This window comes from Euzebyella marina, assembly GCF_014855515.1.
Lineage (GTDB): Bacteria > Bacteroidota > Bacteroidia > Flavobacteriales > Flavobacteriaceae > Euzebyella > Euzebyella marina.
Genome location: NZ_JACYFK010000001.1, coordinates 278,915 through 291,863 on the forward strand (window position 1 = coordinate 278,915; position 12,949 = coordinate 291,863).

Here is a 12,949-nt window from a genome sequence, read left to right on the forward strand (position 1 = left end):
TCGTATTTGAACCAAGTTAGGAGCTTACCTCTTTTCAAGTTTAAGAAAAACGTTTTGAGGTTTAAGGGAAATAAGTGGATTTATTTCTACTTTCTCGGAAGCAGCGCTCACTCTATAATCTTTAAGAATCGTACTAATTACCATAATCATTTCGAACATGGCAAAATTATTACCGACACACATTCTCGGCCCTGCCCCAAAAGGATAATAGAAATCACTATAATCCTTACTATTCAACTCATTAAATCGGGTAGGATCAAAAGCTTCGGGTTCACGCCAAAACTTCTTACTTCTGTGCAACTCGTACATACTCATCAACCAAACGGTTCCCTTTTCAAAACTTCTGTTTTTAATGGTATCATCTCCTAAACTTACCCGGTCTATGACATACACAGGAGGATACAAGCGCATTGCTTCTTCAATACAGTTTTTGACCAATTGAGCCTGCCCTATGGCCGACATGATATCCTCTGAAAAATTCAACTCTTTTATTTCATCAAAAATATCTTCTTGCCATTGAGGGTGTTTTGCCAATAAAAACAGGGTGAAACTCAGTGCATTTGCCGTTGTTTCATGGCCTGCAGTAAACAGGATCAAAACTTCATCTATCAATTGTCTTCTAGACATGGGCGAACCATCTTCATACCTTGCTTTCAACAGCATATCAAGAAGGTCATCTTTTTCTTCGGCCAAATCGACCCGCTCTTCGATAATCTCGTTCAAGAGATTTCTAGCTTCTTCAGCCTTGGCCAAATGCCGATTTGTTTTTCCGGAAAGTTGAAACCACCATTTAAGGTAGGGTTGCCTCATTTCTTTGATCAACATTTCTTGGTTGGTTTCCGTGATATGCTGCAACTTGCGCATTCGCTTTCGCAGATTGTCGGCGCTGAATAAAGACTGCGCAACCACTTGAAAAGCTATATCACCCATAATGGGAAATATGTCAATAGTATCAGCTTGGTTTAATCTTTCAAGTTCTTGCTCTATACTTGAAAGCATAATTGACAATAGACCCTGCAACTTTCTTTTATGAAAAGCCGGCTGGACCATTCTACGATGGGCACGCCAGAAATCACCATTCGAAGTCAGTAGACCGTTACCGATGTATTTGGCCAAATCTTTGGTCTGTAAAGAAGACTTGTAATAATTCTTGTGGTTTTTTTGGAGAATGTATTTGATAGTTTCCGCATCACGCGTAAACACGACTCTACCGCCTATGCCAATATTTACTTTGAAGGTATCACCGAATTTTTCGAAGTTTTCTTGATGAAAGGGTAAAGGGTTTTTAAGTATCCGTTTTCGGTTTTTGAAAACTTCAACCTGGGAAATAGTCACCAAGTCATCACTCTTCTTCATAAAAAAACCATCATTCTAAAACAATCCTTGCTGGGTACCTGGCTTAGTTTTTCCCAAGTGCTTATATGCCAATTCGGTCACTTCTCTACCTCGTGGTGTACGCATGATGAAACCTTGCTGAATCAAAAATGGTTCATAAACCTCTTCAATCGTTTCGGCGCTCTCTGAAACCGCAGTGGCCAGTGTTGTAATACCGACAGGGCCCCCTTTAAACTTGTCAATAATGGTAGAAAGTATCTTATTATCCATTTCATCGAGGCCGTGAGCATCAACGTTCAAAGCTTTTAATCCAAACTTTGAAATCTCTATATCAATAGTTCCGTTACCCTTTATCTGAGCAAAATCGCGAACCCTTCTTAAAAGGGCATTACAAATTCTGGGAGTACCACGGCTGCGACCCGCTATTTCAATGGATGCCTCGGTACTGATAGGAACTCGAAGAATATCGGCACTACGCTGTACTATGGTCGAAAGAAGCTCTGTATCATAATACTGTAATCGGCTAGAGATGCCAAACCTGGCACGCATGGGTGCCGTGAGCAAACCCGAACGTGTAGTGGCCCCAATCAATGTAAACGGATTGAGGTTAATCTGCACGGTACGTGCATTTGGGCCTGTTTCGATCATAATATCAATCTTATAATCTTCCATCGCCGAGTATAAATATTCTTCAACAATGGGGCTCAACCTATGAATCTCATCTATAAAAAGAACATCTCTTTCGTCAAGATTGGTAAGTAGACCTGCCAAATCACCTGGTTTATCGAGAACGGGGCCCGAAGTAACCTTTATACCTACACCCAATTCATTGGCCAGAATATGGGCCAAGGTAGTTTTACCCAAACCCGGAGGGCCATGAAATAGCGTATGGTCTAAGGCTTCATCCCTTTGGTTGGCCGCCTGTACAAAAATCTTAAGATTTTCCAATACCTGCTGCTGACCTGTAAAGTCGTCAAACGTTACCGGCCTAAGTGCCTTTTCAATATCAATTTCCTCAGAAGAAAAATGCTCGCCGGTGGGGTCTAGATATTCATTCATACGATAACAAATATAAGGTAAAGCAGCCACAAGTAAATAGTCTCAATATTCGATATCAGTCAAATCTACAACCTTCAAATAGCTATCAATCGAAAAAATCATATCCTCATAAAGTCAGAAAAAATTGTAAATTCATTTCATGCAAACAATGACTTTTACGCAACAGCTACTTCAGTACATTCCGTTTTTTTATGTAATCTGGTCAGATGACTTGGTTACCATTTCTGAAATAAATGTAGTTCAGAACACCATCGAAAAAGACCAAACACTTTCAAGAGAAGAGAAAGACACTCTATTGTCCTGGCTCAATCCAGATAAACCACCACGAGATAGCGAGATGAAACAATGGAAACACACTATCAGTAATTCAAACGAACGACTGATTGAAAGTGAAACCTACCCGTTGACTTCGTTTAGCAATAGGGTTGCTTCTCATTACCACGGCCCGGTGGATTTTAATGAAAGTCTGAAACACATCGAAATCAATTTAGGAATTCAACCCAATCATTACAATCACTTGTTCGATGTAGAGGTCAAACATGCGTCTACCTCTACTTACTATAATCCAAAAGAACTAGACCAAATACTAAAAGGCAAACATGCCAATCTAATCGATGCCTTTAGGGAAACTCTGAACCATTCCATTTTCAAGTGGGACATTCACCGAGACAAAGAAGACTTTAGAAACATTGTACTAGATCAAGTAAAATTCTTGGCCGGTAAAGGATATGGGGCAATGGCCTATCCCGAAGCTTACGGCGGAAACAATGATATGGAGGGTTATGCCCACATGTTTGAGAACATGATGTACGTTGACGGTAGTCTTACCATAAAATTCGGGGTGCAATTCGGCCTGTTTGGTGGCAGTATTCAAAAATTGGGCACTAAAGAGCATCATGACAAATATTTGACAGACACAGGTAAAACATCACTGTTAGGGTGTTTTGCCATGACCGAGACGGGTCATGGGTCTAATGTCAGGGGAATAAAGACCACGGCCACTTACGATAAGGCCACCGACCAGATTATCATTCACACCCCCGGTAAGAATGACAACAAAGAGTACATCGGCAATGCACTTCATTCTAAAATGGCATCGGTGTTTGCCCAACTGATCGTTAACGGAAAAAATGAGGGTGTTCATGCCATATTGGTTCCGTTACGGGATGAGAACCATGAACTGTTGCCCGGAGTTACCGTTAAGGATAATGGCTATAAGCTGGGCTTAAACGGTGTCGACAACGGAAAAATATGGTTTGATCAAGTTGCCGTACCAAGAAAAAATCTGCTAAATAAATATGGGGAAATTACAGATGACGGAAAGTACCGCTCTGAAATAAAAAATGCCAACAAACGCTTTTTTACCATGTTGGGTACTTTGGTCGGTGGACGTATTTGTGTGGCTAGAGCCGGGCTGGCCGGTGCCAAGTTTGCTTTGACCGTAGCCGTCAAACATGCTCTAAAACGTCGCCAATTCAATGATAGCATTAAGGTTCAGGAAGATTTGTTGATTGACTATCCTTCCCATCAATTAAGATTGACACCGTTGGTCGCGAGTGCCTATGTTTATCACTTTGCATTAGACCAAATGATGGAGTCTTATTGTGATGAAAAACAACCCGACAAGCGGGTTATTGAAACCCAAGTGGCTGGGCTCAAATCTATCATCACTTGGTATGCCAATAATAGTATTCAAGAGTGTCGCGAAGCGTGCGGGGGCAAAGGTTATTTGCTAGAGAACCGAATTGCCGATTTAAAGGGAGATGTAGACATTTTTACCACATTTGAGGGAGATAACACCGTTTTACTTCTTTTGGCGGCCAAGGGCGTTCTAAGTGATTTTAAAGCGGAGTTCAATAGTGCAGGCTTTACTTCAGTATTGAAAATATTGGGTATGCAACTCAATAACACACTTACAACCATCAATCCGGTATATTCCAACAAAGTCGATAAAGAGCACCTTTACAATATCAAATTTCATAAGCACGCCTTCAACTATAGAACAAGACGCCTCACCTACACCTTGGCTATGCGCATACGAAACTATATCAAACAAGGTATGCCATCATATCAAGCATTCTTAAAAGTACAGACCCATTTGCTTACTTTAGGCAAGGCGTACAGTACCGAATTGGCGTACAATACCTTTATTGGAAAGATAGAGCAGCTTTCAGAAGACAAGAACAAAGCTTTGCTTTTCAAGCAAGGTACCCTTTTTGCCCTGCATGAAATAAGAAAGGATGCGGAATGGTACTTGGAACAGGGCTATATCGGAAGCACTAAATCAAAGGCCATACGCCAAAGGGTTGAACGCCTCTGCACAGAGCTACGACCCCATATCGGTTCGTTGGTCGACGGCTTCGGAATTCCAGAGCATTGTTTAACGGCTCCGATAGCACATTAACTATTTCTCCTTATGTAATTCAGATGTATCGGCAAACTCTAGAATAGTTATTGCTGGTGAGCCGTACAAATGGGTTTTTGACGAACCATTTGAAGTCAATTCCAAAGAATTAATGGCGTTGACTTCGGCAGAGGAGGAATGTTGTAGATTGAGAAAAACTTTCTCAGCTTCCAACCTCTCTCCTTTTAGACTAGAATTTTCCATCAAATCTGCAAAAAGCTCGTTGGCAGTACCCTCCATTTTGGCACCGGCATTCTTATACATCTTCACATTGTTCAAATCACTTACCGTATATATACGGGCGTCGGACTTATCTTTTAGTACAAAACTCATTTCACCACCGGTAAGACTAAATTCACCGGAGCTGCTACCCTCCATATTCACATTTATTAATTGCGAATCGGCCGTAAGTTCAATTTTCGAAGACCCAAAAGTATTCACATATAGCTCATTTGAATTGAGTACGCCATCCAGAATAATTTTTCCGTCATTCACTGTAATGGCGTTTACGTAATTGTATTGAATGGTGATATCCAGTTTCTTTTTCCCGGTGATATTGTAAAACGAACTAATGACCAATGTGCTATCTTCCACCCTGAATTTCAAAACGTCGATTAAGTTATCATCCGCGGTAATCTCATATCCTTCTTCAGAACTATACTGTAGATGAATTTCCAAGTCGTCATTCAATTCAATTGCACTAAAAGCAGGTAAGGTTTCCTGTACATCAACAACGTTTTTATTGCCCTTTATTTTTGGTTTTCTCTGTGCCGAAATCTGGCCTACAACCAATAAAGTCAATAGCAAGATAAAATATCTCATATGTAAAATTTTATACCCAATAGGAGTTACTATCTAATATATCAAAAAAAATACCCAACTATAATAGCCGGGCATTTTTATTTGAGTTAGCCTATTTCTAGTGCTGTAGTTCCTCTTCATCTTTCTGAAGGGGTACCGTTTGCGGAACAAAATCTTGTCCTGGTATAATATATTCTCCGTTCTCGTCTACTTTGCTGTAGTCGTAAGCCCATCTGTGTACTTCTGGTATAGCGCCTTCCCAGTTACCGTGTATGTGCTTGGTTCCTGTTGTCCATTCCAAAGTATTCGATTTCCATGGGTTTTGCGGTCCGACTTTTCCGTAGAAAACACTGCTGATAAAGTTGTATACAAATACTAACTGAGCTAGACCCGCAATAAGCGCGAAAACCGTCATAAGAACTTGTACGTCCGTCAATTCATCAAACATTGGGAACGCCGTATTCTGGTAGTATCTTCTAGGAACACCGGCCATACCAACGAAGTGCATTGGGAAGAATACCCCATAGGCACAAATCGCGGTAACCCAAAAATGCACATAACCTAGATTCTTGTTCATCATTTTGCCTTCGAACATTTTAGGGAACCAGTGATACACCCCTGCGAACATTCCGTAAAGTGCAGATATACCCATTACCAGGTGAAAGTGGGCCACTACGAAATAAGTATCATGAACATTGATATCCAATGTACTATCACCTAATATAATTCCCGTTAGACCACCTGTAATGAAGGTTGACACCAAACCAATTGAAAATAACATGGCTGGGTTCAACTGCAAGTTACCTTTCCAAAGCGTAGTAATGTAGTTAAATGCTTTAACTGCGGAAGGAATCGCAATCAATAATGTGGTAAATGTAAATACCGAACCTAGGAATGGATTCATTCCTGAGATGAACATATGGTGCCCCCATACTATGGTTGAAAGAAATGCGATAGCTAAAATGGATGCAATCATTGCACGGTAACCAAAGATTGGCTTGCGCGCATTGGTCGACATGATTTCTGAAGTAATACCCAATGCAGGAAGCAAAACGATATATACTTCAGGGTGACCCAAGAACCAAAACAAGTGTTCGAATAATACTGGTGAACCACCTTGATAGTGCAATACCTCACCTTGGATAAAAATATCACTTAAGAAAAATGAGGTACCGAAACTTCTATCCATAATCAGCAATAAAGCAGCTGATAAAAGAACAGGGAACGAAATGATACCGATAATTGCGGTTACAAAGAATGCCCAAATAGTCAAAGGAAGCCTTGTCATAGACATACCTTTGGTACGTAGATTAATTACTGTAACTACATAGTTAAGAGACCCTAATAAGGATGATGCGATAAAAATAGCCATTGAAACCAACCATAACGTCATACCCAAACCAGAACCTGGCTGCGCCATCGGTAGGGCACTTAACGGCGGATAAATGGTCCATCCTGCCGCCGCGGGTCCTGCTTCAATAAATAGGGAAGCAACCATGACCACACAAGAGACAAAGAACATCCAGAAAGAAAGCATGTTCATGAATCCGGATGCCATATCACGCGCGCCAATTTGCAAAGGAATCAAAAGGTTACTGAACGTACCACTTAACCCTTGCGTCAATACAAAGAAAACCATCAATGTACCATGAATGGTTACCAATGCCAAATAGATATCAGCATCCATGACCCCTTCAGGAGCCCATTTACCTAGAACAGCTTCAAAAATAGCAAACGACTCACCTGGCCACGCCAATTGCATACGGAAAAGCAATGACATCGCTATACCTAAGAAGCCCATAATCAATACCCCTGTTATAAAGTATTGCTTGGCAATCATCTTATGGTCTTGACTGAATATGTACTTGGTTACAAAAGTCTCTTTGTGATGGTGCCCATGGTCATCATGTGCATGGTCATCTACGTGTGCATGTGCTGTAACGGACATAAAATCTTAATTTTATAATTTTCTTTTATAGCTTCAACTATACCAACTTCACCTCAATTCTACTGCATGTTCATTGCAGTCTCAGAACTATCTTGTTTTAAAACTGTTTCTGCAAATGTACCTTGCTCAGCCAACCAAGAATCATATTCTTCTTGAGTTTCAACTATAATCTTCATTTGCATGTTGTAATGAGATTTACCACATATTTTGTTGCAGAGCAAAATATAATCGAACTGCCAAGGATCCGAGTTCTCTTCACCGTTAGCCGCCCTCTCCGCTCTGATCTCATTTGTTCTCTTAACCTTATCTCTAACATCAGCATTCTGACGCATTTCTGATGTAGTATAAATGGGTGTAAAAGAGAATTCGGTAATCATACCAGGAACACAGTTCATCTGCGCCCTAAAGTGAGGCATATAGGCTGAGTGCAAAACATCTTGTGATCTCATTTTGAAATTCACTTTTCTGCCAACAGGAAGATGAAGCTCTTTCACAACGATATCATCGGCCGCATAAGAATCTGATTCATCAAGACCTAATATATTGGCTTTATTTATATCGATCATTCTCACGTTGGCATCACCCAAAACATTATCCTCGCCTGCATAACGCGCTGTCCAATTAAACTGTTGAGCATAAAGCTCTACAACGATTGGGTCATCTTCATCATTCACATCCATAATTGTCGTCCACGTGTAAAGACCCCATAAAATCAAACCTGCCAAAACAATTACCGGAATAATGGTCCAGATGAACTCTAAACGGTCATTATCGGCATAGAATAAAGCTTTTTTACCTTCTTCACCACGATACTTGTAACCAAAATAGTGCAATAAGGCTTGAGTTAAGGTTTGAACTATAAAAATGATTACAAACGAAATCAACATCAAGTAATCATAATCTTCACCGTGTCCGGAAGCTGCTTCTGGCAACAAAAACTTAGAATATTTCCAAAAACTGAATATGGTAATACCGTAAATGAAGATCAAGAAAGCGAACAATAGATAACCATTGGTCTTGTTATCTGAATCGTTAGCAATTTGCGAGGTTTCAGCCTTCAACTGTGACAATTCAAATATCTTGGTCATTTGCCAGATAGCAATTGCCACTAATACCAAAACCGCTAAAATCAATACTGTAGTCATCGTATGCTCTACTATTATTCGTTAAAATTACTCTCTAATAATGAAAATGTCTGCTCTCTTCGATAAAAGGGTTTCTCTTAGGCTGTAAAGGAACTGTTGCCAATGCCTTGAACACCCAAAAGATGAACAAACCTGCGAAGAAAAGTACAGCCCCAATCTCAGGAATACCAATCGACCATTGATCACCCACCGTTGCCGGCATAATCATATTGAAAATATCTAAATAGTGACCTGAAAGAATTACGATTCCAGCTAAGACTACAAACCAATTGATTCGTTTATAATCACTGTTCATCAATAATAAAACAGGAAACAAGAAGTTCATTGCTACCATGCCAAAGAAAGGCAATCTAAAGTCTTCGATACGAGTTACGTAGTAGGTCACCTCTTCAGGTATGTTTGAATACCATATCAACATAAATTGAGAGAACCAAAGGTACGTCCAGAAAATACTGATACCGAACATGAATTTTGCCAAATCGTGAATGTGGCTGTTGTTAACATCAGGTAAAAGGCCTTTTGATTTCAAGTAAATGGTTACCATTGCAATAACGGTAATTCCCGAAACCAACATACTAGCAAATACATACCAGCCAAAAAGTGTACTGAACCAGTGAGGATCAACACTCATAATCCAATCCCAAGACATCATAGACTCAGATACCAAATAGAATACCAAGAAACCGGCAGACCATCTAAAGTTCAACTTAAAGTTTGAATTGTCATCTGATTCATCTTGTCTCAAGGATAGTTTTCTTGAATATTCTCTATAAAAAATCCAGCCTCCTAGAAATATAGCCGCTCTTATCAAGAAGAATGTTGGGTTCAAATAACCTACCTTACCTTGAATCAACTCGTCGTGGGCTACCACATCGGCATCCATCCAAACAAATAGGTGGTTCATATGCATGACCGACAAAACCAATATTACAAAAACAATGATTCCACCAGGAACAAGATAAGAGGTAATACCTTCCATTACCCTGAAAAGAAGGGGCGACCAACCAGCTTGTGCAGCACGTTGAATGGCATAAAAAGCCAAGACCCCCAATGAAATCATAAAGAAAAAGAAAGCTCCCACATAAAGGGCAGCCCAAGGCTTGTTTTGCAATTGGTGCAATAAGTGTTCGTCATGTGAAGCGTCGTGTGCCTCACCGTGCGCATCTGCAGCATCACCGTGACCTGCGGCTGGGGCGTGTGCGTCAGCAGCACCATGCCCTCCACCATGACCATCGTCATGACTGGCTACAATGGCCTTTGCTTCCTCAACAGTTCCAGGCGCACCAATAAAACCAATTGCGATACCTAAAAGACCTACCGCCATTAAAATAAAGGAACCTATTTTTAATTTGTTTGAAACCGTGTACATATCGTCTCTCTAGGTATTATTTCGTTAAATCTTGTTTCAATGTCATCACGTACTCCGACACCTGCCACATTTCTTCGGTATTCATTTGCGAGGCATATGAGCCCATTGAATTCAGACCGTATTGAATGGTATGCATGGCAGTACCCACTGTAACATTTCTTGCGGCATCTGCATAGCTTGGCACACCTAAAATCTTTTCTCTTTTTACCAAAGTACCTTGACCGTCACCCTTATCCCCGTGACATATCGCACAATAAATGGTATATAACTGAGCACCCTCTGCCAAGTTCTTTTCGCTGTTCAAAGAATCTAACGGACTTTTCATCACACGAGCCATCTCTTTGCCCTCGATAGTATTTTCGTAAGGATAAGGCAACCAACCTCTCGGAACAGTATGATCAGGTGGCACCATGGCTTCTTGCCCATTAGGAAGAAAATCTACTTCACTATAAGCTTCATAACCTGCCGCCTCATACATGTTGGGCATGTATTGATAATTCGGTTCTTGTTTGTCTCCCCAACAGGAAACCAACAAAAACATGCTAGCAAAGACAATCGATATTTTACTAAAACTGTTCATATTTAATGACTGTTTTTTTCCATTACATTAATCTCAACCGCACCTGTATCCATCAACAATTCGGTAAGTTCTTTTTCATCACCGTGAACATCGATTTCCATTAGAAAATGGTCATCGGTAGTTCTAACATCGGGGTTTTCCGCTTTCTTAAATGGCCATAATCTACTTCTCATATAAAAAGTGATTACCATCAAGTGCGCTGCAAAAAATACGGTAAGCTCGAACATAATCGGGACAAAAGCCGGCATGTTCTCAAGAAAACTAAAACTTGGTTTCCCTCCGATATCCTGCGGCCAATCTTCTATCATGATAAAGTTCATCATCGTAATAGCAACCGTTAGACCTACGCAGCCATACATAAAAGAAGTAATAGCAATACGTGTCGGAGCCAAGCCCATGGCCTTATCTAAACCGTGTACGGGAAAAGGACAATAAACCTCTTCGATGTGATGTTTCGCGGCTTTTACTTTCTTCACCGCATGCATCAAGACATCATCATCATTGTAATATGCATGTATTGTTTTAGATGCCATAGCTATTTCTTATTGTTTAATAAAATTGCCTGACCGGCCCAATCGTCACGTTGTGCCCGTCCTGGAAAGGAACCGGTAATAGAATCTAAAAGGTCATATTCCCTTTCAGTCATTCTACCCACTTGGGCAAAAGTATAAATACCTATTTCGTTCAAGGTAGCTTCCATTTGAGGACCAATACCCTTAATCTGCTTCAAATCATCAGGTGTTTGAGTTGCCGGATCAAAAGTTCCGATAGAACTTAACAAATCATTCACTCCTGTTTTATCACCTACAGTCGGTGCAGGCTCACCCATCAATACATCATCGGTCACTTTTTCTTGCTTTGTAGCAACAGGCTGCATTCTTTCAATCTTATACAAAGGCTTTCCAGCATCACGCAACTTCTTGTATCGGTCACCGGAAGACTTTAAAATCGACTTAACCTCTGCCTGAGCAATTACTGGGAATGTACGTGAGTACAGAAGGAAGAGCACAAAGAAGAAACCGATAGTTCCTATAAAGATTCCTATATCGACAAAGGTCGGCGAGAACATCGTCCAAGAAGAAGGAAGATAATCTCTATGCAACGAAGTAACAATAATTACAAATCGTTCGAACCACATACCTATGTTCACTACAATCGAAATAAAGAAAGAGAACATGATGCTAGTTCTTAATTTCTTGAACCACATAAACTGCGGAGAGAAAACGTTACAAGTCATCATTGACCAGTATGCCCACCAGTAAGGTCCGGTAGCTCTGTTCAAGAAAGCATATTGTTCGTACTCAACACCAGAATACCATGCTACGAAAAGCTCTGTGATGTATGCACACCCAACGATAGAACCCGTAATCATAATCACGATATTCATCAATTCAATATGCTGCACTGTAATATAGGCCTCTAGACTACACACTTTTCTCATGATAATCAAAAGAGTGTTCACCATGGCAAAACCAGAGAAAATAGCCCCAGCAACAAAGTAAGGAGGGAATATCGTGGTATGCCAACCTGGTATTACCGAAGTAGCAAAGTCAAAAGATACAATGGTGTGAACCGAAAGTACCAAAGGTGTTGCCAAACCGGCCAAAACCAAAGAAACTTCCTCAAAGCGCTGCCAGTCTTTCGCACGACCGCTCCATCCAAAACTTAAAAGACTATATATCTTCTTTTGAAAAGGAAGCACCGCCCTATCACGGATCATTGCAAAGTCAGGCAACAAACCTGTCCACCAGAAAACCAATGAAACCGATAAATAAGTTGAAATCGCAAAAACATCCCAAAGAAGAGGTGAGTTAAAGTTCACCCATAAAGACCCGAACTGGTTCGGAATCGGCAGTACCCAATACGCCAACCATGGTCTACCCATGTGAATAATCGGAAAAAGTCCGGCCTGAACCACCGAGAAGATAGTCATCGCCTCAGCCGAACGGTTAATGGCCATTCTCCATTTTTGACGGAACAATAACAATACCGCCGAAATCAATGTACCTGCGTGACCAATACCTACCCACCAAACGAAGTTGGTGATGTCCCAGGCCCAGTTAACGGTCTTGTTCAGACCCCAAGTACCGATACCCGTAGAAATCGTATAGATAATGCAACCGATACCCCAAAGAAAAGCCACCAAGGATATGGAAAAAACAATCCACCAGTGTTTATTGGCCCTTCCTTCTACAGGAGCGGCAATATCCACACTTACATCGTGGTAACCTTTATCCCCTATTACTAGGGGCTTTCGTATAGGTGCTTCGTAATGAGACGCCATATAATTCTGTTATAGTTGTTTACT

General features: G+C 40.7%; 10 protein-coding genes. 1 reads left to right on the forward strand and 9 read right to left on the reverse strand.

Annotated elements, in window-relative coordinates; translation table 11 throughout:
- Positions 1-24: 24 nt before the first annotated feature.
- Entirely contained in the window at positions 25-1,356 is a 1,332-nt protein-coding gene (locus tag IL356_RS01060) for a cytochrome P450 (RefSeq protein WP_121847633.1), read from the reverse strand.
- Positions 1,357-1,371: 15 nt separating this feature from the next.
- Entirely contained in the window at positions 1,372-2,394 is a 1,023-nt protein-coding gene (ruvB, locus tag IL356_RS01065; RefSeq protein ID WP_121847632.1) for a Holliday junction branch migration DNA helicase RuvB, read from the reverse strand.
- 139 nt (positions 2,395-2,533) lie between these two features.
- On the opposite strand from ruvB, the gene IL356_RS01070 reads away from it, so the two are divergent.
- The gene (locus IL356_RS01070) at positions 2,534-4,798 is read left to right on the forward strand and encodes an acyl-CoA dehydrogenase family protein (protein ID WP_121847631.1); all 2,265 of its coding nucleotides are present in this window, start codon (positions 2,534-2,536) and stop codon (positions 4,796-4,798) included.
- On the opposite strand, the gene IL356_RS01075 is transcribed toward IL356_RS01070, so the two are convergent.
- From IL356_RS01075 to nrfD, 7 genes are all read right to left on the reverse strand, one after another.
- Positions 4,799-5,620 (reverse strand): GIN domain-containing protein, encoded by an 822-nt coding sequence (locus tag IL356_RS01075; RefSeq protein WP_121847630.1) that lies wholly within the window; start codon positions 5,618-5,620, stop codon positions 4,799-4,801.
- A 97-nt stretch (positions 5,621-5,717) separates the two neighbouring features.
- Positions 5,718-7,547, reverse strand: coding sequence for a cytochrome c oxidase subunit I (locus tag IL356_RS01080; protein ID WP_121847629.1), 1,830 nt, complete (start codon positions 7,545-7,547; stop codon positions 5,718-5,720).
- Positions 7,548-7,606: 59 nt separating this feature from the next.
- Positions 7,607-8,692, reverse strand: coding sequence for a cytochrome c oxidase subunit II (locus IL356_RS01085; protein ID WP_121847628.1), 1,086 nt, complete (start codon positions 8,690-8,692; stop codon positions 7,607-7,609).
- A gap of 34 nt (positions 8,693-8,726) precedes the next feature.
- Positions 8,727-10,061 (reverse strand): quinol:cytochrome C oxidoreductase, encoded by a 1,335-nt coding sequence (locus tag IL356_RS01090; protein WP_121847627.1) that lies wholly within the window; start codon positions 10,059-10,061, stop codon positions 8,727-8,729.
- A 16-nt stretch (positions 10,062-10,077) separates the two neighbouring features.
- Positions 10,078-10,641 (reverse strand): c-type cytochrome, encoded by a 564-nt coding sequence (locus IL356_RS01095; RefSeq protein ID WP_121847626.1) that lies wholly within the window; start codon positions 10,639-10,641, stop codon positions 10,078-10,080.
- Between the two features lie 2 nt (positions 10,642-10,643).
- Positions 10,644-11,174, reverse strand: a complete 531-nt coding sequence (locus IL356_RS01100; RefSeq protein WP_121847625.1) for a DUF3341 domain-containing protein — start codon at positions 11,172-11,174, stop codon at positions 10,644-10,646.
- Positions 11,175-11,176: 2 nt separating this feature from the next.
- Complete coding sequence (gene nrfD, locus IL356_RS01105; RefSeq protein ID WP_121847624.1) at positions 11,177-12,925, reverse strand: NrfD/PsrC family molybdoenzyme membrane anchor subunit; 1,749 nt, start codon at positions 12,923-12,925, stop codon at positions 11,177-11,179.
- Between the last annotated feature and the right edge of the window lie 24 nt (positions 12,926-12,949).

Coding starts and splice junctions, on each gene's coding strand:
- IL356_RS01095 (WP_121847626.1), bottom strand. CDS start 10,641: ATGAACAGTTTTAGTAAAATATCGATTGTCTTTGCTAGCATGTTTTTG.
- ruvB (WP_121847632.1), bottom strand. CDS start 2,394: ATGAATGAATATCTAGACCCCACCGGCGAGCATTTTTCTTCTGAGGAA.
- IL356_RS01060 (WP_121847633.1), bottom strand. CDS start 1,356: ATGAAGAAGAGTGATGACTTGGTGACTATTTCCCAGGTTGAAGTTTTC.
- nrfD (WP_121847624.1), bottom strand. CDS start 12,925: ATGGCGTCTCATTACGAAGCACCTATACGAAAGCCCCTAGTAATAGGG.
- IL356_RS01085 (WP_121847628.1), bottom strand. CDS start 8,692: ATGACTACAGTATTGATTTTAGCGGTTTTGGTATTAGTGGCAATTGCT.
- IL356_RS01090 (WP_121847627.1), bottom strand. CDS start 10,061: ATGTACACGGTTTCAAACAAATTAAAAATAGGTTCCTTTATTTTAATG.
- IL356_RS01080 (WP_121847629.1), bottom strand. CDS start 7,547: ATGTCCGTTACAGCACATGCACACGTAGATGACCATGCACATGATGAC.
- IL356_RS01075 (WP_121847630.1), bottom strand. CDS start 5,620: ATGAGATATTTTATCTTGCTATTGACTTTATTGGTTGTAGGCCAGATT.
- IL356_RS01070 (WP_121847631.1), top strand. CDS start 2,534: ATGCAAACAATGACTTTTACGCAACAGCTACTTCAGTACATTCCGTTT.
- IL356_RS01100 (WP_121847625.1), bottom strand. CDS start 11,174: ATGGCATCTAAAACAATACATGCATATTACAATGATGATGATGTCTTG.